The 20793-nt window shown below is 69.3% G+C and carries 22 protein-coding genes; 10 read left to right on the top strand and 12 right to left on the bottom strand.

Annotated elements, in window-relative coordinates:
- Positions 1 to 13: 13 nt before the first annotated feature.
- The 3 genes from ACSQ2H_RS01305 to sucC form a co-directional block, all read right to left on the bottom strand.
- Positions 14 to 2968, bottom strand: coding sequence for a 2-oxoglutarate dehydrogenase E1 component (locus ACSQ2H_RS01305; RefSeq protein ID WP_436059676.1), 2955 nt, complete (start codon positions 2966 to 2968; stop codon positions 14 to 16).
- A 112-nt stretch (positions 2969 to 3080) separates the two neighbouring features.
- Positions 3081 to 3959, bottom strand: coding sequence for a succinate--CoA ligase subunit alpha (gene sucD, locus ACSQ2H_RS01300; protein WP_293407396.1), 879 nt, complete (start codon positions 3957 to 3959; stop codon positions 3081 to 3083).
- Entirely contained in the window at positions 3959 to 5158 is a 1200-nt protein-coding gene (gene sucC / locus ACSQ2H_RS01295; protein WP_436059675.1) for an ADP-forming succinate--CoA ligase subunit beta, read from the bottom strand. The genes sucD and sucC overlap by 1 nt, the downstream gene beginning before the upstream one ends.
- A gap of 237 nt (positions 5159 to 5395) precedes the next feature.
- Between sucC and ACSQ2H_RS01290 the strand changes: the two genes are divergently transcribed.
- Positions 5396 to 6172, top strand: coding sequence for a LytTR family DNA-binding domain-containing protein (locus ACSQ2H_RS01290; RefSeq protein ID WP_436059674.1), 777 nt, complete (start codon positions 5396 to 5398; stop codon positions 6170 to 6172).
- Positions 6173 to 6209: 37 nt separating this feature from the next.
- Here the strand turns inward: ACSQ2H_RS01290 and ACSQ2H_RS01285 are convergent, their stop codons facing one another.
- Complete coding sequence (locus ACSQ2H_RS01285; RefSeq protein WP_436059673.1) at positions 6210 to 6746, bottom strand: GNAT family N-acetyltransferase; 537 nt, start codon at positions 6744 to 6746, stop codon at positions 6210 to 6212.
- 78 nt (positions 6747 to 6824) lie between these two features.
- Here ACSQ2H_RS01285 and ACSQ2H_RS01280 point away from each other — a divergent pair, with 78 nt between their 5' ends.
- Positions 6825 to 7556 (top strand): lysozyme inhibitor LprI family protein, encoded by a 732-nt coding sequence (locus ACSQ2H_RS01280; protein WP_436059672.1) that lies wholly within the window; start codon positions 6825 to 6827, stop codon positions 7554 to 7556.
- 64 nt (positions 7557 to 7620) lie between these two features.
- Here the strand turns inward: ACSQ2H_RS01280 and ACSQ2H_RS01275 are convergent, their stop codons facing one another.
- Positions 7621 to 8607, bottom strand: coding sequence for a malate dehydrogenase (locus ACSQ2H_RS01275; RefSeq protein WP_436059671.1), 987 nt, complete (start codon positions 8605 to 8607; stop codon positions 7621 to 7623).
- A gap of 110 nt (positions 8608 to 8717) precedes the next feature.
- Here ACSQ2H_RS01275 and ACSQ2H_RS01270 point away from each other — a divergent pair, with 110 nt between their 5' ends.
- Complete coding sequence (locus tag ACSQ2H_RS01270) at positions 8718 to 9128, top strand: HIT domain-containing protein (protein WP_436059670.1); 411 nt, start codon at positions 8718 to 8720, stop codon at positions 9126 to 9128.
- Here ACSQ2H_RS01270 and ACSQ2H_RS01265 read toward each other — a convergent pair.
- Together ACSQ2H_RS01265 and ACSQ2H_RS01260 are read right to left on the bottom strand one after the other, a co-directional pair.
- Complete coding sequence (locus ACSQ2H_RS01265) at positions 9125 to 9826, bottom strand: hypothetical protein (protein WP_436059669.1); 702 nt, start codon at positions 9824 to 9826, stop codon at positions 9125 to 9127. The two genes, ACSQ2H_RS01270 and ACSQ2H_RS01265, sit on opposite strands and share 4 nt — an antisense overlap.
- Positions 9827 to 9834: 8 nt before the next feature.
- Positions 9835 to 10683 (bottom strand): HpcH/HpaI aldolase/citrate lyase family protein, encoded by an 849-nt coding sequence (locus tag ACSQ2H_RS01260; RefSeq protein WP_436059668.1) that lies wholly within the window; start codon positions 10681 to 10683, stop codon positions 9835 to 9837.
- Between the two features lie 58 nt (positions 10684 to 10741).
- Between ACSQ2H_RS01260 and ACSQ2H_RS01255 the strand changes: the two genes are divergently transcribed.
- The gene (locus tag ACSQ2H_RS01255; protein WP_436059667.1) at positions 10742 to 11125 is read left to right on the top strand and encodes a DUF2237 family protein; all 384 of its coding nucleotides are present in this window, start codon (positions 10742 to 10744) and stop codon (positions 11123 to 11125) included.
- Position 11126: 1 nt separating this feature from the next.
- Here ACSQ2H_RS01255 and thpR read toward each other — a convergent pair whose 3' ends face one another.
- Complete coding sequence (gene thpR, locus ACSQ2H_RS01250; RefSeq protein ID WP_436059666.1) at positions 11127 to 11663, bottom strand: RNA 2',3'-cyclic phosphodiesterase; 537 nt, start codon at positions 11661 to 11663, stop codon at positions 11127 to 11129.
- Between the two features lie 127 nt (positions 11664 to 11790).
- On the opposite strand from thpR, the gene ACSQ2H_RS01245 reads away from it, so the two are divergent.
- Positions 11791 to 12540, top strand: a complete 750-nt coding sequence (locus ACSQ2H_RS01245; RefSeq protein ID WP_436059665.1) for a Bax inhibitor-1/YccA family protein — start codon at positions 11791 to 11793, stop codon at positions 12538 to 12540.
- Between the two features lie 84 nt (positions 12541 to 12624).
- Here ACSQ2H_RS01245 and ACSQ2H_RS01240 read toward each other — a convergent pair whose 3' ends face one another.
- The 3 genes from ACSQ2H_RS01240 to acnA all read right to left on the bottom strand — a co-directional run bounded on the left by ACSQ2H_RS01240 (position 12625) and on the right by acnA (position 16833).
- The gene (locus ACSQ2H_RS01240; protein WP_436059664.1) at positions 12625 to 12957 is read right to left on the bottom strand and encodes a DUF2794 domain-containing protein; all 333 of its coding nucleotides are present in this window, start codon (positions 12955 to 12957) and stop codon (positions 12625 to 12627) included.
- A gap of 339 nt (positions 12958 to 13296) precedes the next feature.
- Positions 13297 to 13986, bottom strand: coding sequence for a DUF1223 domain-containing protein (locus ACSQ2H_RS01235; protein WP_436059663.1), 690 nt, complete (start codon positions 13984 to 13986; stop codon positions 13297 to 13299).
- Between the two features lie 156 nt (positions 13987 to 14142).
- A complete protein-coding gene (acnA, locus tag ACSQ2H_RS01230; RefSeq protein WP_436059662.1) occupies positions 14143 to 16833 on the bottom strand; it encodes an aconitate hydratase AcnA in 2691 nt (896 codons plus the stop codon).
- 210 nt (positions 16834 to 17043) lie between these two features.
- Here acnA and ccmA point away from each other — a divergent pair, with 210 nt between their 5' ends.
- A complete protein-coding gene (gene ccmA, locus ACSQ2H_RS01225; protein ID WP_436059661.1) occupies positions 17044 to 17655 on the top strand; it encodes a heme ABC exporter ATP-binding protein CcmA in 612 nt (203 codons plus the stop codon).
- Positions 17652 to 18317 (top strand): heme exporter protein CcmB, encoded by a 666-nt coding sequence (gene ccmB, locus ACSQ2H_RS01220; RefSeq protein WP_436059660.1) that lies wholly within the window; start codon positions 17652 to 17654, stop codon positions 18315 to 18317. Before ccmA ends, ccmB begins: the two co-directional genes overlap by 4 nt.
- A gap of 1 nt (position 18318) precedes the next feature.
- Here ccmB and ACSQ2H_RS01215 read toward each other — a convergent pair whose 3' ends face one another.
- On the bottom strand, positions 18319 to 18774 hold the full coding sequence (locus ACSQ2H_RS01215; protein ID WP_436059659.1) for a nuclear transport factor 2 family protein: 456 nt from the start codon (positions 18772 to 18774) through the stop codon (positions 18319 to 18321).
- Between the two features lie 171 nt (positions 18775 to 18945).
- Here ACSQ2H_RS01215 and ACSQ2H_RS01210 point away from each other — a divergent pair, with 171 nt between their 5' ends.
- From ACSQ2H_RS01210 to ccmC, 3 genes are read left to right on the top strand one after another with little or no spacing between them, the layout of a single operon-like run.
- Positions 18946 to 19449 (top strand): Spy/CpxP family protein refolding chaperone, encoded by a 504-nt coding sequence (locus ACSQ2H_RS01210; protein WP_436059658.1) that lies wholly within the window; start codon positions 18946 to 18948, stop codon positions 19447 to 19449.
- A gap of 28 nt (positions 19450 to 19477) precedes the next feature.
- The gene (locus ACSQ2H_RS01205; protein WP_436059657.1) at positions 19478 to 20068 is read left to right on the top strand and encodes a hypothetical protein; all 591 of its coding nucleotides are present in this window, start codon (positions 19478 to 19480) and stop codon (positions 20066 to 20068) included.
- Positions 20069 to 20106: 38 nt separating this feature from the next.
- Complete coding sequence (ccmC, locus tag ACSQ2H_RS01200) at positions 20107 to 20793, top strand: heme ABC transporter permease CcmC (protein WP_246370993.1); 687 nt, start codon at positions 20107 to 20109, stop codon at positions 20791 to 20793.

Raw genomic sequence — 20793 nt, 5'->3', positions numbered from 1 at the left:
GTCGCGGGACGCCTTAGGCGAAGGCGTCCGCGAGGAAGTTCTGCAGTTCGCGCATGTGGCGGCTCATCAGGCCCGCGGCGGTCGAGGCCGAGGCCGGACGACCGACGTAGCGGGCGCGCTTGGCCTTGACCTTGAGGCGCTCGAGGGTGAGCTCCAGCCACGGGTCGACGAAGGTCCAGCCGCCCATGTTCTTCGGCTCTTCCTGACACCAGACCAGCTCGGCGTTCGGGAAGCGCGACAGCTCGGTCGACAGCGACTTCACCGGCCACGGATAGAACTGCTCGAGGCGCATGATGTAGACGTCGTCGACGCCCTTCTCTTCGCGGGCGTCGAGCAGGTCGTAATAGACCTTGCCCGAGCACAGCACGACGCGGCGGATCTTGTCCGGCGAGGCGAGCTTGACCGAGGTGCCCACGCCGCGCTCGGCGTCGTCGGCCAGCACGCGGTGGAAGGACGAGCCCTCGGCCAGATCGGCCATCGTCGAGGTCGCCTTCTTGTGCCGCAGCAGCGACTTCGGCGTCATGACGATCAGCGGCTTGCGGAACTCGCGGCGCTGCTGACGGCGCAGGGCGTGGAAGTAGTTGGCCGGGGTCGAGCAGTTGACGACTTGTAGGTTGTCTTCCGCGCAGAGCTGGAGGAAGCGCTCAAGGCGGGCCGAGGAGTGCTCGGGGCCCTGGCCCTCGTAGCCGTGCGGCAGCAGCATCACGAGGCCGCTCATCCGCAGCCACTTGCGTTCGCCCGACGAGATGAACTGGTCGATGACCACCTGAGCCCCGTTGGCGAAGTCGCCGAACTGGGCTTCCCACAGGGTCAGCGTCTTGGGGTCGGCCAGCGAGAAGCCGTACTCGAAGCCCAGCACCGCCTCTTCCGACAGCGCCGAGTCGATGACCTCGAAGTGAGCCTGGCCCGGACGCAGGTGCGACAGCGGGGTGTAGTGCTCCTCGGTCTTCTGGTCGATCAGGTCGGTGTGGCGCTGCACGAAGGTGCCGCGCACGCTGTCCTGGCCGGCCAGACGGACCGGGAAGCCTTCGTCCAGCAGGCTGGCGAAGGCCAGATGCTCGCCGGTCGCCCAGTCGAGCCCCTCGCCCGCCTCGATGGCGGCGCGGCGGTTCTCGATCGCGCGGCGGACGGTCTTGTGGACGTCCAGGCGCTCGGGGATGGCGGTGATCTTCTGGCCAAGGTCGACCAGCTTCTGCATCGGCACGCTGGTGTCGCCGCGGCGATCATCGCCCTCCGGCAGCGCCAAGCCGGCCCACTTGCCGTCGAGCCAGTCGGCCTTGTTGGCCTTGTAGGTCTTGCCGGCCTCGAATTCCTTGTCGAGGAAGTCCTCGAACTCGGTCACCCAGCCGGCGACCTCGTCCTGGGTGGCGACGCCCTCGGCGACCAGCTTGCGAGCGTAGAGCTCGCGGGTCGGCGGGTGGTCCTTGATCTTGGCGTACATCAAGGGCGAGGTCATCGTCGGGTCGTCGCCCTCGTTGTGACCGAACCGCCGGTAGCAGAACATGTCGATGACGACGTCCTTGCCGAACTGCTGGCGGAACTCAGTGGCCACCTTGGCGACGTAGGTCACGGCTTCCGGATCATCGCCGTTCACGTGGAAGATCGGCGCCTCGACCATCAGCGCCACGTCCGACGGATAGGGCGAGGAGCGGCTGTACTGCGGCGCCGTCGTGAACCCGATCTGGTTGTTGACGATGAAGTGGATGGTGCCGCCGGTGCGGTAGCCCTTGGTGCCCGAAATCGCGAAGCACTCGGCCACCACGCCCTGGCCGGCGAAGGCCGCGTCGCCGTGCAGCAGCAGGGGCAGCACGTGGCCGCGGCCGCTCTCGGGCGCATCACGCAGGGTGAAGGCCTGCTTGGCGCGCGCCTTGCCCAGGACGACCGGGTTGACGATCTCCAGGTGCGAAGGGTTGGCGGTCAGCGACAGGTGGACGTTGTTGCCGTCGAACGCGCGGTCCGACGAGGCGCCCATGTGATACTTCACGTCGCCCGAACCCTCGATGTCCGAAGGCACCGACGAGCCGCCTTGGAACTCGTGGAAGATCACGTGGTACGGCTTGGCCATGACGGCGGCCAGCACGTTCAGGCGGCCGCGGTGCGGCATGCCCAGCACGATGTCGCGCACGCCCAGCGCGCCGCCGCGCTTGATGATCTGCTCCATGGCCGGGACCATGGCTTCGCCGCCGTCCAGGCCAAAGCGCTTGGTGCCGGGGTAGCGCTTGTGCAGGAAGCGTTCGAAGCCTTCGGCCTCGATCAGCTTCTTAAGGATGGCGACCTTGCCCTCCTTGGTGAAGTGGATCTCCTTGTCGCGACCCTCGATGCGCTCCTGCAGCCAGGCCTTCTGGGCCGGGTCGGAGATGTGCATGTACTGGACGCCGATGTCGCCGCAGTAGGTGCGCTTCAGGATCGCCAGGATCTCGCGGATCGTGCCGGTCTCGAGGCCGAGCACGAAGTCGAGGAAGATCGGGCGGTCGAAGTCGGCCTCGGTGAAGCCGTAGGTCGCCGGGTCGAGCTCGGAGGCGTCGCCGTCCGGCACCGTGATGCCCAGCGGGTCGAGGTTGGCGCGCAGGTGGCCGCGCATCCGGTAGGCGCGGATCATCATGATCGCACGCAGGGAGTCGAGGGTGGCGGCGCGGACCGATTCCGGCGAGGCGCTGGGCGCCGCCCGTTCGGCGACCTTCGCGCCGACCTTGGCCTCGACCGCCGGCCAGAGGCCGTCGATGGCCGAGAGCCAGTCGGGACGGGCCGCGGGCGCGCCGGGCTTGGTCCAGGAGCGCTTGCCGGCCGCGGCCTTAACCTCTTCGGCGCGATCGTTCAGTGAAGAGAAGAAGGCCTGCCAGGAGGCGTCGACCGAGGCGGGGTTCGCCGCCCATTTCGCGTAGAGGTCCTCCACGAATGCGGCGTTGCCGCCGTAGAGGAAAGAGGTCTCCGCGAGCACCTCGTTGATCAGACTGCCGTCGTCCGCCATTTCGCCTGTTTCCCGGGGTCCGTCGCGCGGACTTCAGGAAGAAGGAGCCGAGCGCGGACCGCCCATACTACTTAGGTTGTCGCCGGGCGCCTTCCAGGCGCCCGGCTCGCCGTCAGGCGCCTTTCAGCACCTGAAGAAGTGTTTCGCCCAGAGCCGCCGGCGACGGCGAGACGCGGATGCCCGCGGCCTCCATCGCTGCGATCTTGTCTTCCGCACCGCCCTTGCCGCCGGAGATGATCGCGCCGGCGTGGCCCATGCGGCGGCCCGGAGGCGCCGTACGGCCCGCGATGAAGCCGACCATAGGCTTCTTGATGGGCGAATTTTTGATGAACTCGGCCGCGTCTTCTTCAGCCGAACCGCCGATTTCGCCGATCATGATGATCGACTCGGTTTCCGGGTCCTTGAGGAACAGGTCGAGCATGTCGATGAACTCGGTGCCCTTGACCGGGTCGCCGCCGATGCCGACCGCCGTCGATTGGCCGAGGCCGACGTTGGTGGTCTGGAACACGGCTTCGTAGGTCAGGGTGCCGGAGCGCGAAACCACGCCGACCGAGCCCTTCTTGAAGATGTTGCCCGGCATGATGCCGATCTTGCACTGGTCAGGCGTCAGGACGCCCGGGCAGTTCGGGCCGATCAGGCGCGACTTCGAGCCGGCCAGGGCCTTCTTGACCTTGATCATGTCGGTCACCGGGATGCCCTCGGTGATGCAGATGATCAGCGGGACTTCGGCGTCGATGGCTTCCAGGATCGAGTCGGCCGCGAAGGGCGGCGGGACGTAGATCGCGCTGGCGTCGGCGCCGGTCTGCTTGACCGCCTCGGCCACGGTGTCGAACACCGGCAGGCCGATATGCGTCTGGCCGCCTTTGCCGGGGGTCACGCCGCCGACCATCTTGGTGCCGTAGGCGATGGCCTGCTCGGAGTGGAAGGTGCCCTGGGCGCCGGTGATGCCCTGGCAGATGACGCGCGTCTCTTTACCGATGAGGATGGACATCAGTTCGCCTCCCGCACGGCTTTGACAATCTTCTCAGCGCCGTCCGAAAGGTCGTTCGCCGCGATCACGTTCAGACCGCTTTCGTTGATGATCTTCTTGCCCAGCTCGGCGTTGGTGCCTTCGAGGCGCACCACCAGCGGGACGTTCAGGCCGACCTGCTTCACCGCGTTGACCACGCCGTTGGCGAGGATGTCGCAGCGGGCGATGCCGCCGAAGATGTTGACCAGGATGCCCTTCACGTTCGGGTCGGCCATGATGATCTTGAAGGCCGCCGTCACCTTGGGCTCGTCAGCGCCGCCGCCGACGTCCAGGAAGTTCGCCGGCTCAGCGCCGTAGAGCTTGATGATGTCCATGGTGGCCATGGCCAGGCCCGCGCCGTTGACCATGCAGCCGATCTCGCCGTCGAGGGCAATGTAGCTGAGGTCGAACTTCGAGGCTTCGATCTCCTTCGGGTCCTCTTCGCTCTCGTCGCGCAGGGCGACGATGTCCGGATGGCGGAACAGCGCGTTGGAGTCGAAGCTGACCTTGGCGTCGAGGACGCGCAGATGGTCGTCGCCGGTCACGATCAGCGGGTTGATCTCCAGCATGCTCATGTCCTTGGCGAGGAACGCCGTGTAGAGCTGCGAGAGAAGCGTGGCCGCTTCCTTGGCCAGGCCGCCCGTCAGGCCCAGCGCCTTGGACAGCGCGCGGGCGTGGTGCGGGAAGACGCCGGTGGCCGGGTCGATGGAGAAGGTGACGATCTTCTCGGGGGTCGAGTGAGCGACCTCCTCGATGTCCATGCCGCCTTCGGTGGAGGCCACGACCGAGACCCGGCTCGTTTCGCGGTCGACCAGCAGCGACAGGTAGAATTCCTTGGCGATCGCGGCGCCTTCCTCGATGTAGAGGCGGTTCACCTGCTTGCCCTTGGGGCCCGTCTGGTGGGTCACCAGCACGCGGCCGAGCATTTCCTCGGCGTTGGCCTTGACCTCGTCGACCGACTTGACGACGCGGACACCGCCCTTGGAGTCGGGACCGAGGCCTTCAAAGCGGCCCTTGCCGCGGCCGCCAGCGTGGATCTGGGACTTCACGACGAAGACCGGACCACCGAGGTCCTGGGCGGCCTTGACCGCTTCGTCGACGGAGAAGGCGGCATAGCCGCGCGGGACCGCCACGCCGAACTCGGAGAGGACGGACTTGGCTTGATGCTCGTGGATGTTCATGAGGCCGCGTAACGCGTGATCGGGAAACCCGCCGGGCTCGGCGGACGGCCGGGGTTATAGGCGCCACCGCTCAATGTGGCAACCGCGAGGCCCCAACAAAACCGCGTATTTTCGCCTACTGTATACAATCCTGACGCCTGCGTCATCGAAGAAAGACCAATCACAACAATCGCTCGACCATAAGGACGCGCCAGCGCCGCGCTTCCACATCGGACCCAATCGTGTTTTCTCCTGCGCATGCGCTCAGTGAAGGCGAAGTGGTTCGAATACGGCCCCATGGGCGGGGTCGCCGGATGGCGGCGCGGCATCGCCATCGCCGCGGCCGCGGCGGTGTTCCTGGCGGTCTCCGGCGCCTTCGGCATGAGCCAGACGCCGCTCGGCGTACGTCTGGCCTACTGGGCCGGCATGCTGACCATCGGGACGGTGTGGGGCGGGGTGATCCTGCGGCTCGTCTTCCCGGCCCGGGCCGCGGCGTCGAACCCCTGGCTGCGCACCATTCTCTATGCGCTGGTGATCGCAGGGCCGCTGACCGGACTGGTCTGGCTGGTCAACGGGCGGCTGCTGCACGCGCCCATCCCGCTCCGGGCGCTGGCCTCGCTGTTCGTCAGCGTCGCCCTGGTCACGCTGATGATCACCGCCGTGAACGTGCTGGCCGGGCGTCGCCAGGCCGCGGCCGCACCGACCTCCGCCGCGCCTGCGCCGCCCCGCTTCCTCGAGCGGCTGCCGGCCAAGCTGCGCGGCGCCGAGATCTGGGCGGTGGAGTCCGAGGACCATTACCTGCGGCTGCACACCTCGCAGGGCCAGGACCTGATCCTGATGCGGCTGAGCGACGCCGTCGCTGAGCTGGAGGGGATCGAGGGCGCCCAGGTGCACCGCTCGTGGTGGGTCGCGCGGGGCGCGATCGCCGAGGCCCGCCGCGGCGACGGGCGCGCCACCCTGACGCTGAAGGACGGCTCTGAAGTCCCGGTCAGCCGCACCTACGCCCGGCGCCTGCGCGAGCACGGCTGGATCTGACCCATAACCTCAGGGCATGGATGACTGAACCAAAGGACTAGGACAGCCGCGCGCGCCACTGCTCGCGGGTCTGACCCCAGACATCGACGCTCTCGCTGAGCGGCGGCGGCAGCATCGCGTGGCGCAGGATCGAGGAGCCGAGTTTCCGCGCCACGCCCTGGGAATTGACGTTGCCCGGGTCGATGCAGTGGATGACCTCAGTCCAGCCCAGATGGTCGAACGCCCAGTCGATCGCCGCGGTCGCGCCTTCGGGCGCGTAGCCCTTGCCCCAGAATTCGCGCGCCACGCCCCAGCCGACCTCGGTGCCCGGCCAGCCCTCGGGCTGCCAGGGGCCGAGCCGCCCGACCCAGCGGCCGCTTTCCTTCTCGATCACCGAGAACATGCCGAACCCGCGCACCACCCAGGACCCGGCCATGGTGCACATCATGCGCCAAGCCGTCTCGCGCGGCTGCGGGCCGCCGAGAAAGCGCGAAGCTTCCTCGTCCGCGGAAAAGGCGGCCCAGGGTTCGAAGTCCTCGCCGGAGGTCGGGCGCAGGATCAGGCGGGCGGTTTCGAGGGTGGGTCCAAGGCTCATGGCGGCGATTTTTCACCGGTTCGGACCGCCGCGCCAGCGGTTCAGCCCGCGTTCAGCACGCGCGCGTAGGGTGGGGTCATGAGCTTCGATGGCGAACCGCCCCTGACCCTGGAGCCGCGCGAGCCGCCGCGGCCGCCGCGCCGACGGCTCGGCGGCAAGGCGGTGCTGGCCGGGTTGGCGCTGGCCGGCGTGCTCGGGATCGGGCTTGGCCTGGCCGCGCGTCCGCAGCTGATCACCGACCTGGCCGCGCGCACGCCGATGGCGCCCGCCGCCGCGCCGGCCGCCCAACCGGAGCGGCAGTTGGACATCGCAATGGCCGAGCTGCCGCCGGCGCCGCCGCCGCCGCCCGCCCCGCCGCTGGAAACCCTGCCGCCGGACATGGTCGAACCGCCGCCCGGCCTGGCGCCGGAGCCGCCGCCCGCCCCCATCGCGCAGGTTCCGCGTCCCGCCCCGGCCCCGCCGCGCGCGCCGCAAGCGCCGTGGGCGCCGGAACCGCCGGTCGCGCCCGATCCGACCTGGGGCGCCGAGCGGCCGAGCTTCGACTGCCGCAACGCCGCCTCGCTGGCCGAGGAGATGGTCTGCACCGACGCCGTGCTGGCCGCCGCCGACCGCCACATGGCGCGCGCCTACCGCCGGGCCGAGCGCTCGGGCGCGCCGGTTGAGGCGCTGCGCGAGGACCAGGACGACTGGCTGGCCTATCGCGAGGAGGCGGCATTGCGCTCGCCGCGCGACGTCGCCGCCGCCTATGACCGCCGCATCGGCGAGCTGGAGGCCATCGCCGCCGGCCGCGCACGCCTCAGCGGCAGATAGCGCGCACGAAAAAGGCCGGCGCCGCGGTTGCGGGCCGGCCCTTCGATGGATCTGGTCGTCTGGCTTAGGCCAGCAGGTCCTTCACGGTGTCGCGCTCGCCGACCAGCTCGTCGTTGGTCAGGGCGATCTTCGACTTGGCGAAGTCGTCCATTTCGTAGGACGTGATCACGTCGTAACCGGTGGCGGTGGTCTTCACCGGCATGCCGGCCCAGACGCCTTCGGCGAAGCCGTAGCGGCCCTCGCTGTTGACGGCGACCGAGTGCACCGCGCCGACCGTGGTCAGGTCGCGGACGTGGTCGATCAGGGCGTTGGCGGCCGAGGCGGCCGAGGACAGGCCGCGGGCCTCGATGATCGCCGCGCCGCGCTTGCCGACCGCCGGCAGGTAGTCGTTCTTCAGCCAGGCTTCGTCGCCGATGACCTCGGCGGCCGGCTTGCCGCCGATCTTGGCGTGGGTGAAGTCGGCGAACATGGTCGGCGAGTGGTTGCCGTAGATGTAGAGGTCGCTGACGTCGTTGATCGACACGCCGGCCTTCTTGGCCAGCTGGGCGCGGCCGCGGTTCTCGTCGAGGCGCACCATGGCGGTGAAGCGGTCGGCGGTCAGGCGCTTGGCCTGGGCCGCGGCGATCATGACGTTGGTGTTGCAGGGGTTGCCGACCACGGCGACGCGGGCGTCGTCAGCGGCGACGGCGTCGATGGCCTTGCCCTGGGCGATGAAGATCTTGCCGTTGTCCTTCAGCAGGTCGGCGCGCTCCATGCCCGGACCGCGCGGCTTGGAGCCGACCAGCAGGTTCCAGTTTGCATCTTTAAACGCGACGTTGGCGTCGTCGGTCAGGACCATGTCGGCCAGCAGCGGGAAGGCGCAGTCTTCCAGTTCCATGGCCACGCCCTTCAGGGCCTTCTGCGCGCCCTCGGTCGGGATTTCGAGCAGTTGCAGGATGACCGGCTGGTCCTTGCCCAGCATCTCGCCCGAGGCGATGCGGAAAAGGAGGGCGTAACCGATATTGCCGGCGGCGCCGGTGACAGCGACGCGGATCGGCTTCTTCGTGGTCATGGAACTGTCCCGTGTTTGCAGTGCGAAATTCGCACGCGCTCTAGACCCGCAAGGGCTTTGCGGCAAGCGCAAGTGACTCCCCGCTGCTCCGGCGCTACCAAGCCGAGGTCATGTTCGAGATCGATCCGGCCTTCGTCGCCACCTCCCACGCCCTCGGCGACCTCGCCCTCAGTCATGCGCGGCTGCAGGACGACAACCGCTATCCCTGGATCGTGCTGATCCCTCGCCGCGCGGCGATGCGCGAGCTTGAGGACCTGGCGCGCGAGGACCTGGCGATCCTCACCGACGAGATCCTCGCCGCCGGCCGTGCGGTGCGGGCGCTGGGCTTCGTGGTCGACAAGCTGAATGTCGGCGCGCTGGGCAACGTGACGCCGCAACTGCACGTCCACGTGATCGGCCGCCGGGTCGGCGATCCGGCCTGGCCCGGCCCGGTCTGGGGCCACAGCCCCGCCGCGCCCTACGGCCAGGACGAGCTGGCGCGCGCGGCGGCGGCGGCGAAGGCGGCGCTCGGTCTCGCCTAATTGCGGCGCAGGGTGACGGCGGTGCGGTCGCGACCTTCCAGCAGATCGCCCGACCATTCGCCGCCCGGCCCCGGATTGAGCATCAGGGTCGCGATCCCGCCGCCCGGCCGCGGATAGAAGCTGGCGCTGACCTGGGCGCCGACGCGCTGGATGTCGACCAGGAAGCCGGACGCCTCGGGCGTGCCGCGCCGACGCGGATCGCGCCAGGCGCCTTCCAGGGTTCCGCCGCCCTTGTCGACCAGCAGGAACGAATAGAGCGTCTCGCCCGAACGCGCCCGCAGCACCCAGGCGCCGTCCATCGGCCCCTGCATCCCCTGGGCCGAGGCGAAGGACGAGCGCAGCCGGCTCTCATAGCTGCGCTCGACGGCGTTGAGCGGCCCCTCCGGGGTCTTGTCGTACTCGTCGATGGTGACCGGGGCGCTGAGCAGCGGCCGGCGCGGGGCCGGCGGCGGAGGCGGCGTATAGGTCGGCGGTAGGCTGACGACGGCAGGCCGCTCGGGCGCGGGCGGCGCGTAGGGATAGGCGGGCGCGGCGGTCGGCGCCGGCGGGGCCGGCGGCGGCGCGCCGAGCGACTCGGCGGTCTCCTCGTCGACCTGATCCAGGATGGAGCCGATCGGATCGACGACGTCCTGCGCCTGGGCCGCCGACGCGGCCGTCAGGGCCAGGAGCCCGATCGCAGACCTCAGAAATTGGTTCAAATCACGCCTCACGCCGCGGCGATGGCCTCGGCCACGGCGATCACTCGCCGCGCCTGGGCCAAGTGCAACCGCTCAACCATGCGCCCCTCGACTTTAAGAACACCCTTAACGGCGTTTTCCGGCGAATCGAAGGCTGCGACCACGACCCGCGACCATGCGACCTCGTCGGTCGACGGACTGAAGGCGGCGTTCGCCGCCTCGACCTGGCGCGGATGGATCAGGGTCTTGCCGTCGAAGCCGAACTCCAGCCCCTGCTCGCACTGCGCCGCCAGGCCGGCGTCGTCCTCGATCTCGTTGAAGACGCCGTCCAGCACCGCCAGGCCGTGGGCGCGGCCGGCGGCGACGATCAGCGACAGCGGCCCGGCCAGGGCGGCGCGCCCGACGGTGAGCCGGCAGCGCATCTCCTTGGCCAGGTCGTTGGTCCCGACCACCAGCGCGGCCAGCCCTTCGGCCCCAGCTATGTCGCCCAGCGCGAACAGCGACGCGCAGGTCTCGACCATGGCCCACAGCGGCACTCCGCCGGCCTCGGCCGCGCCATAGGCCCGCACGTCATGGGCGCTCGAGACCTTCGGGACCAGGATCGCGTCGGGCCGCGCGTCGATGGCGGCGGCCAGATCCTCCAGCCCCCAGGGAGTGTCCAGGCCGTTGACCCGGATCACCACCTCGCGGCGGCCGAAGCCGCCGGCGCGAACCGCGGCGACCGCCTGCTCGCGGGCGATGTCCTTGGCGTCGGGGGCGACCGCGTCCTCAAGGTCGAGGATCACCACGTCGCAGGGCAGCTCGCGGGCCTTTTCGATCGCCCGGGCGTTAGCGGCGGGCATGTAGAGGGCGCTGCGGCGCGGGCGGGCGACGTTCAAGGTCGGCGGGCTCCAGGCAGGATGGCGAAGGCCCAGTCATAAGGGTTAGGATGGCGCCATGACCACCCGCTACGACGCCGGCGCCAGAAACGTGTTGGGGGGCGAGCTGCTCGCCTGCTCGCTCGATCCCGTGACCGGGTTCTTCCGCAACGGCTGCTGTGAGACCGGGCCGCACGACCTGGGCCTGCACACGGTCTGCGCGGTGATGACCGTCGAGTTCCTCGCCTATTCGAAGATGGTCGGCAACGACCTGTCGACCCCGATGCCCGAGTACGGCTTCGCAGGGCTGAAGCCCGGCGACCGCTGGTGCCTGTGCGCGCCGCGCTGGAAGGAGGCGTTGGACGCCGGGGCCGCGCCCCAGGTGGTGCTGGAGGCGACCCACGAGGAGACCCTGGCCATCGTGCCGCTGGGCGTGCTCAAGGACCACGCCGTCGAGGCCTAGCTCAGTAGAGCGGGTACTCGCGTTCGGCCCGGTACCAGGAGCCCTGGTCCGACTGCCAGCTGGAATAGAGGCCGAAGCTGGTCACCCGGAACGGCTCGGTGCGCAGCAGGTTGTTCTCCTGGATCCACTTGGCGACGTCGGCCGGATTGGGCCGGCGCAGATAGGCCAGGGTGACGTGCGGCTTGTAGGTGCGGGTGTCGGGCTTGAGGCCGGCCCGGCGGGCGGCAACCTCGCAGGATCGGGCCAGATGGCGCAGGGCCTCGTTCTCCTCGACCCCGGCCCAGACCGCGTGGATGTCGGCCCCCTCGCCGAAAGCCCCCACCCCTTGCAGGGACAACTCGAGCGGTCCGCCACCCACGGTGGTAAGCTCTGCATCAAGGTCGGCGGCCACGTTCTCAGCCACGTCGCCGACGAACCGCAGGGTGATGTGAAGCGCCTCCGGCGGCCGCCAGCGCGCGCCCGGCAAACGGTCCTGGCGGACGACCAGCTCCTGCGCGATGTCCTCGGGAATGGCGAGCGCGGCGAACAGGCGGATCATGGATGACTACCTAAGGTGCTGACGTTCTGACGCAATCGTAATCGACCCAGCCTTGCATGGACGCCATTGGACCACGATATTTGAGCGGCGTCCGCTAGGGGCGCTTCCTAGAAGGGCCAACATCCCTATGAGCGACTATAACCGCGGCTACGCGCGCTCGATCCCCGCAGATCGCGCCGACATGTCGGTGGACGCGGGTCTGCGCAGCTTCATGCTCGGCGTCTACAACAAGGTAGCGCTGGGTCTCCTGCTCTCCGCCGCTCTGGCGTTCGTGACCGGCTCGTTCCCGCCGGTGCGCGACCTGATGTTCAGCGTCTCGCCGTCGGGCAAGGTCGGCTACACCCTGCTCGGCATGATCGTGGCTTTCGCGCCGCTGGCTGTGATCCTCTTCGGCGCCTTCGCCATGAAGAACGTCACGCCGCGCTCGTCGGGCATCTATTACTGGACCATCGTCGCGCTGATCGGCGCGGGCCTCGGCGTCCTGACCTTCGTCTATACGGGCGCCTCGATCTTCTCGACGTTCCTGATCACCGCGGCGGCGTTCGGCGGCCTGTCGCTGTTCGGCTATACGACGAAGAAGGACCTGACCGGTCTCGGCAGCTTCCTGATCATCGGCCTGATCGGCCTGGTGGTCGCCAGCATCGTCAACATGTTCCTGGCGAACGGCATGATGGCCTTCATCATCAGCGTCGCCGGCGTGCTGATCTTCGCGGGCCTGATCGCCTACGACACCCAGCGCCTGAAGATGAGCTACTACGAAATGGGCGGCGACCAGACGGCCCAGGCCGTGGCCACCAACTACGGCGCGCTGAGCCTGTATCTGAACTTCATCAACCTGTTCCAATTCCTGCTCAGCATCTTCGGCGACCGCCGCTAAGCGCTGACAGCGAACAACGACTTCGAGCCCCGGCGGGAAACCGCCGGGGTTTTTGTTTGCGTCCACGCTATGGGATGAAGTCGGCTAGTCGACGACCTTGAAGCGGCCCTTGTCGAAGAACCGCAGCACCTGCTCCAGCTCATGGCCGCGGCGCAGGATCATGCCGCCCTGGCCGATAACGGCCCAGGCGCCTTGGCGGCGGGCCAGGGCCGGCCGCTTCTCGATGCGGTAGAGCGGGGCCTCCGAGGTCCGCCGGAAGACCGAGAACACGCAGGCGTCGGCCAGGACCCCGATTCCGTAGTCGCGCCATTCACCGGCGGCGACCATGCGTCCATAGAGGGCGAGAAGGCGGTCGAGCTCGCGTCGCTCGAAAAAGACCTGAACGGTCCGAGGCTGCTGTTGCGGATCAAGCGCCATCGCCCTAGAGCGTGCCCCAATTTCCAGCCGCCGACAAATGCTCAGTGAACGGCAGCTCGTTGCGTGGCCGACACGCCGCCCGCCAATCTAAAACAACCGTAATCTTGCGCCACGGAAAGACCTTATTTCGGTCGTTCGCGCGCCTGATCCGCCTTCGATAGTGACATCGTCGGTTGATCGGAGACCCGCTGGTCCCGGATCCTGAACAGCCCCCCCAGCCCCCCTGGATCGTGGGCTTCGGTCAGCCGACGCTACTTCATTGAGCACCACCCCAATGCGAGCCCGCGCGGATCCTCCCCCCCTCCCGCGCGGGCTTGTTTGCGTCTGGATCCAGGAAAATCAGTCTTTGAGGGCGACGGCGATGATGCCGCCGCCTTCGGCGCCCTGCACCAGCACGGCGCTCGCCAAGCCATCCTCGGCCGCCGGGAGGCGATAGGCGGTCGGGCGGCCGCGCCACGGGCCCAGCCGCTTGATCTCGCGCACCACGTTGCGATGGACGACGGTCTGGCCGCGGTTGTCGCCCTTCTTGACCACCACGTCCTGCTCACGCGGGTCATAGCGCACCAACCAGACCTCAGCGCCGCCGCGCGGGACCCTGCCGGAACCGACGTCGACCCGGCGCGGGCCGATGAAGGCCATGTCCGGCGGATCGTGCGGGCCCTTGGCGGCCTGGGACACCAGGCGCTCGACCTTGTCGTTTTGCAGTCCACCAGCCTGGGCCCGCCCGTCGACGACGACCTGGGGCGTGTAGGGCTCGCGCAGTTCAAGCCGCGCCACATAGGCCTTCTGGCGGGCGGCGAACTCGGGCTTGGCGAAGGTGTCGGACCAACCGAGATAGTCCCAGTAGTCGACCGGGAAGGTCAGGGCGAGCACGCCGTCGCGCTGGGCCATCTTGGCCAAGTTGGCGTTCGCCTCGCCGCAGGAGGCGCACCCCTGGGCGGTGAACAGCTCGACGACCACCGGCGGCTTGGCGGCCGCGGCGAGCGGGGTGGCGCAGAGGAAGAGGCTGAAAAGCGCGGCCTTACGCATCGTGGCGCAATTAAGCGGACTTCCCTGAGCTTTGGATTTCAACAAGGCGTGACCAGCTTGCAGCGTCGCGGAAACGAAAGAGGGGGCCTGCACGGGCGGCAGACCCCCTCGAACGCGATGATCTACCCCTCAGCGTGAGAGAGGCAAACCAAGACTTTAGGCCGCCGAACCGCCGGCCAGGTTGCGCAGCACGTAGTTCAGCACGCCGCCGTTCTTGAAGTACTCAAGCTCGGTCGGGGTATCGATGCGGCAGCGAACCGGGAAGCGGGCGATGCGGCCGTCCGACGGACGGTACATCTCGACGGTCAGTTGCTTGCGGGGGGCCAGCTCGGTGAGACCGCGGATGGTCACGATCTCCTCGCCGGTCAGGCCGAGCTTCTGCCAGCCGTCCTGGGTGAACTGCAGCGGCAGCACGCCCATGCCGACCAGGTTCGAGCGGTGAATACGCTCGAAGCTTTCGGCGATGACCGCACGGACGCCCAGCAGCTTGGTGCCCTTGGCCGCCCAGTCGCGCGACGAGCCGGTGCCGTATTCCTTGCCGGCGAAGACGACCGCCGGACGGCCTTCGGCCTGGTAGCGCATGGCCGCGTCGTAGATCGCCATCACGTCGCCCGACGGGAAGTGCTTGGTCACGCCGCCTTCGATTTCCGGGGTGATCTTGTTGCGGATCCGGATGTTGGCGAAGGTGCCGCGCATCATGATCTCGTGGTTGCCGCGGCGCGCGCCGTAGGAGTTGAACTCCGTGGCGGGCACTTGGCGTTCACGCAGATAGACGCCGGCCGGCGAGGTCGCCTTGATCGAACCCGCCGGGCTGATGTGGTCGGTGGTGATCGAGTCGCCGAACACGCCGAGGATGCGGGCTTCGACGATGTCGGTGACCGGCTCCGGCTCCATCTTCATGTTCTGGAAGTACGGCGGGTTCTGCACGTAGGTCGAACCCATGTCCCAGGCGTAGGTCTGGCCGCCCGACACCTTGATGCCCTGCCAGTTCTTGTCGCCCTTGAACACGTCCGCGTAGCGGGTCGCGAACATCTTCTGGGTGACGTGCTTGCGCTGCAGGGTGGCGATCTCTTCCGAGGTCGGCCAGATGTCCTTCAGGAACACCGGATTGCCGTCCTTGCCTTCGCCGAGCGACTCGGTGGCCAGGTCGATGTTCATGTTGCCGGCCAGGGCGTAGGCGACCACCAGCGGCGGCGAGGCCAGGTAGTTGGCGCGGACGTCCTGGTTCACGCGGCCTTCGAAGTTACGGTTGCCCGAAAGCACCGAGCAGGCGACCAGGTCGTTGGCGTTGATCGCTTCGGCGATGGCTTCCGGCAGCGGGCCCGAGTTGCCGATGCAGGTGGTGCAGCCGTAGCCGACCAGGTTGAAGCCGAGCGCGTCGAGCGACTTCGTCAGGCCGGCGGCCTTCAGGTAGTCGGTCACGACCTGCGAGCCGGGCGCCAGCGAGGTCTTCACCCACGGCTTCACCTTCAGGCCCTTTTCGACGGCCTTCTTGGCCACCAGGCCGGCGGCGATCAGCACCGACGGGTTCGAGGTGTTGGTGCAGGAGGTGATGGCGGCGATCACGACGTCGCCGTTGCCGACGTCGAACTTCTCGCCGGCCACCGGAGCGCGGGGCTCTTCGCCGTTCTTGCCGAAGTCCTTGGCCAGGGCGGCCTTGAACTCGGAGGCGGCGTCGGAGAGCAGCACGCGGTCCTGCGGGCGCTTCGGACCGGCCAGCGAGGGCAGCACGGCGCCGAGGTCGAGTTCCAGGGTGTCGGTGAAGACCGGGTCGGCGTCGCCGACCTCGACCCACATGCCCTGTTCCTTGGCGTAGGCCTCGACCAGATCGGCGCGGGCGGCGTCACGGCCGGTGGCGCGCAGATAGTCGATGGTCGCCTTGGTGACCGGGAAGAAGCCGCAGGTGGCGCCATATTCCGGAGCCATGTTGGCGATCGTCGCCTGGTCTTCCAGGGTCAGGTTGGCCAGGCCCGGGCCGAAGAATTCGACGAACTTGCCGACCACGCCCTTCTTGCGGAGCATCTGGGTGACGGTCAGCACCAGATCGGTCGCGGTCGCGCCGTCCGGCAGGTTGCCGGTCAGCTTGAAGCCGATGACTTCCGGGATCAGCATCGGGATCGGCTGGCCGAGCATGGCCGCCTCGGCTTCAATGCCGCCGACGCCCCAGCCCAGGACGGCCAGGCCGTTGATCATGGTGGTGTGCGAGTCGGTGCCGACGACGGTGTCCGGATAGGCGACCGAGGCGCCGTCCTCTTCGTTCAGCCACACGGTCTGGGCCAGGTACTCGAGGTTCACCTGGTGGCAGATGCCGGTGCCGGGCGGCACGACGCGGAAGTTGTTGAAGGCCGAAGAGCCCCAGCGCAGGAAGCGGTAGCGCTCGATGTTGCGCTCATACTCGCGCTCGACGTTCTCGCCGAAGGCCTTGGCGGTGCCGAAGTGGTCGACCATGACCGAGTGGTCGATGACCAGGTCGACGGGGTTCAGCGGATTGATCTTCTCCGGATCGGCGCCGAGGCTGGTCATGGCGTCGCGCATGGCGGCCAGGTCGACGACGGCCGGAACGCCGGTGAAGTCCTGCATCAGCACGCGGGCGGGACGGAAGCTGATCTCGTGCTCGACGGCGCCCTTGTTGTCGATCCAGGCGGCCAGGGCCTTCAGGTCGTCGGCGCCGACGGTGGTGCCGTCTTCATTGCGCAGCAGGTTCTCGAGGAGGACCTTCATCGAGACGGGCAGGCGCGCCACGTTCGAAAGACCGGCTTCCTCTGCGGCGCGAAGGCTGTAGTAGACGTAGGTCTTGTCGCCGACGACCAGTTCGCGGCGGGTCTTCAGGCTGTCGTTAGACGCCATATCAGGGATCCTTCCTCTGTTCTCGGCCGCTCTTGGACCACTTCGGGGATCGCGCGCTTTTCGGGGCGGACACACAGCGTTCGTCCCAGCGCCGCGTACGCCCCCCAAGGTGGCGACGGCCGCGCGCGTCATAGACCCTGATTTCCTAACCGTCCATGCAGGGCGGGGGATTTCCTCGCTACCTGAGAATCACCCGCAAGGAGCCCGCGCGTGATCGAGGCGCTGGCGATCGAGAATCTGGCGCTCCAGCGCGGCGGAAGGCTTTTGTTTTCGGGACTTAGCGTCGACCTGCCCGCCGGCTCGGCCGCCGCGCTGGTCGGCCGCAACGGGGCCGGCAAGACCAGCCTGCTGCGCGCCATCGCCGGCCTCGTGCCGCTGGAAGCCGGCGCGATCCGGTTCGGGTCGCTGGACCCCGTCGACGCCCGCGCCGAGCACATTCATCTGGCCGGCCACCAAGACGGCCAGAAGCCCGCGCGCACCGCCTGGGAGGAACTGGCGTTCTGGGCGCGCTGGAACGGAGCGGGCGAATCGGCCGCGCGCGAGGCCGCCGCCCGGCTGGAACTGAGCCGGCTGCTGGACCTGGAGGTGCGGCGGCTGTCGGCCGGCCAGCGCCGGCGGCTGTCGCTGGCCCGGCTGCTGGCCGCACCGCGGTCGCTGTGGCTGCTCGACGAACCGCTGAGCCCGCTCGACGCCGACTGGCGGGCCCGCTTCGGCGAGATCATGCGCGAGCACCTGGCCGGCGGCGGGCTGATCGTCGCGGCCGTGCACGACCCGCTGCCGATCCCGACGCTCGCCGTCGAGATCGGGGAGATCGCGCCATGAGCCGCGCCATGGCGTTGTTGTCGCGCGAGGCGGCCCTGGCCTGGGGCCGCGGCGGCGGTCCGATGGTTTCGCTGGCCTTCTATGGCGGGGTCGCCACCCTGTTGCCGCTGGCCACGGGGCCCGAGCCGGCGCGGCTGGCGGCGGTCGCGCCCGGGGCGGCCTGGGTGGCGCTGGCGCTCGCCGCGCTGCTCTCGCTCGACCGGCTCTTCGAGCGCGACTACGAGGACGGCGCGCTGGACCTGCTGACTCTGTCATCCGTGCCGCTGGAGATCGCCTGCGCGATCAAGTGCCTGGGACAGTGGCTGGCCACCGCCGCGCCGCTGGCCTTCGCCGCGCCGGTGGCGGCCATCGCGCTGGGCGCCAAGCCGCACCTGGCGCCGCTGATCTTCGCCTGCGCGCTGATGGGCGGGCTGGCCTTCGCCTTCGTCGGCGGCATCGGCGCGGCCCTGAGCCTGGGCGCGCGGCGCGGCGGACTGCTGACCGCGGTGATCGTGCTGCCGCTGTTCGTGCCGCCGGTGATCTTCGGCGGCGGCGCGCTGGACGCCTTCACCGGCGGCCTGCCGTGGAAGGCGGGCTTTGCGCTGCTGGCCGCCTATGCCGCCGCCGCCGTGGCGCTGGGGCCGATCGCCATGGCCGCGGCCTGCCGCAATGCGTTGAGCTAGCCTAGTCGGTGACGGCCGGCTGCGGCTTGGGCTGCCACATGGCGTTGACGATCACCCAGCGATCCCCGAACCGGCCCAGGTGGAAGTAGTCGACGAACCAGGGCGTTTCGACCCGGGCGACGGCGACGTCGCCGGCGATGTCGAGCACCTTGACCGAGCGGCTCCACTGCTCGCGCGGCGTCTTCAGCACCCCGCGGCGGGTGAGGTCGACGAGTTCCTCCTTGCTCATCCGGCGCAGGCCCAGCGCCTCGTCCGGCGTCGGCTTCACAGCCCGCTTGGCGAGATCCGGATGCAGCGAGCGTGCGACGCGGTCGGCGTCGCCTTCGAGCTGGCCGTCGACATAGTCATAGGCGGTCGCCTCGATCTTGCGCACCGCGACCTCGTCCAGGTCCGCCGCCAGGGCCGGACCGCCGGCCAGGACGCAGGTCGCCGCCAGGCCCGCGAAAAGCTTGCGCATGAGTTCCTTCTCCATGTTGCGCTGGGGCCGAGCCCCCGAAAGCCACGCGGCGTGTAATCGAACCAGCAGAACCGCTTGCAGCATTGTCGACGAAAAGCCGTGCGGCCGCGACGGACTTCACCAACCGCGCCGTTGAAGGGTCAGAGGGGCGGCAATCGGAGCATTTGACCTATGACCTTCAAGAAACTCGCGCCCGTCGCGCTCGGCGGCGTCCTGCTGACCGGCCTGATGGCCTCCGCCAGCGTCGCCCAGCAACCGCCGCCCGCCGCCGCGCCCGGCCAGCCGCGCGACGGCCGCGGCGAGTGGCGCCGTGCGGACCCGGAGGCGATGGCCGCCCGCCGCGCCGAGCACCTGCGCGCGGCGCTGCAGTTGCGGCCCGACCAGGAGCCGGCGCTCAAGGCGTTCCTCGACGCTCGCAAGCCGGGCGCTCGGCCCGCGCCAGGCGATCGCGCCGCCATGGCCCAGATGACCACGCCCCAGCGGCTCGACGCCCAGCGGACGCGGATGACCGAACGCCTAGCCCGCTTCGACCAGCGCGCGGCGGCGACCAAGAGGTTCTACGCCCAGCTGAGCCCCGCCCAGCAGAAGGCGTTCGACACGCTCGCCCCGCGCGGCCCCGGCAAGGAGGGGATGGGCAAGGGCGGCCGCGGCGGCCACGGACCGCAGCGCGGCTAGGCCGCTCTCGTGCTAAAAGGGACGGGCGATGCTGTTCAAGGCGCCCGTCCTGGCGGCCATCGCGGAAGGCAAGGTCGACCTGGCCTTCCGTCGGTGGCGCAAGCCGACCGTCAAGGCCGGCGGGACCCTGACCACGCCGGTCGGGGTGCTGGCGATCGACGAGATCGCGATCGTCGCGCCGGACGCTCTCAGCGACGCCGACGCGGTCCGCGCCGGCTACGCATCGGCGACGCAGGCCCTGGCCGCGCTCGAGGGCGAGGCCCCCATCCACCGCATCGCTTTCCGCCTGATCGGCGAGGATCCGCGCCGCGCCCTGCGGCTCGATGTCTCGGAGGCCGCGCTCGACGAGATCGAGACGCGCTTGGCCCGGCTCGACGCCCGCGGCCCGTGGACGGGCGCGGTGCTGGACCTGATCGCCGCCCATCCCGGCGTGCGTGCGCCCGACCTCGCCGCCCGGCTCGGCCGCGAGACGTTGGCCTTCAAGACCGACGTGCGCAAGCTGAAGGCGCTTGGCCTGACCGAGAGCCTTGAGGTCGGCTACCGGCTGTCGCCCCGCGGCCAGGCTTTGCGCACGCGCCGCTTGCAGCAAGGGTCGCCCGACGCTAAGCCGCAGGCATGATCCCGGCGCCGGCCTTTCTGTCGAATCCCGAGCGGTTCATGGCCTTTTCCCGCTGGGCCGCGCCGATGTTCGGCGCCATCGCCGTCGTCCTGGCGCTGGCCGGCCTCTGGCTCGGCTTCACCGCGCCGGAAGACTACCAGCAGGGCGACACCGTCCGGCTGATGTTCATCCACGTGCCGGCCTCCTGGATGAGCATGTTCGTCTACGCCTGCCTGGCGACAGCGAGCTTCCTGGCCCTGGTCTTCCGCCACGCCCTGGCCGACGCGGCGGCCCGCGCCGCGGCCCCGCTGGGCGCGGCCTTCACCTTCATGGCGCTGTTCACCGGCTCGCTCTGGGGTCGGCCGATGTGGGGCACGTGGTGGCAGTGGGACGCCCGGATGACCTCGGTGCTGGTGCTGTTCCTGGTCTACCTCGCCTACATGGCGTTGCGCGCGTCGCTGGATGACGAGACCAAGGCGGCCCGCGCCTGCGCGATCCTGGCGCTGGTCGGCGCAGTGAACCTGCCGGTGATCAAGTTCTCGGTCGACTGGTGGAACACCCTCCACCAGGGCGCCTCGGTGTTCCGCGCCGACGGCCCGGCCATGACCAACGACTATTTGTGGCCGCTGCTGCTGATGGGCCTGGCCTACATGTCGGCCTTCGGCTCGCTGTGGCTGGTCGGCATCCGCGCCCAGGTCTGGCGCCGCCGAGCCGAAGCCGCCGCCCTTCGCGCGGCGAGGGGTTAA

Source organism: Phenylobacterium sp. LjRoot97 (genome assembly GCF_964254345.1).
Lineage (GTDB): Bacteria > Pseudomonadota > Alphaproteobacteria > Caulobacterales > Caulobacteraceae > Phenylobacterium.
The sequence above is the reverse complement of the archived record's forward strand: the minus strand, read 5'-3'. Positions and strand labels throughout refer to the sequence as shown.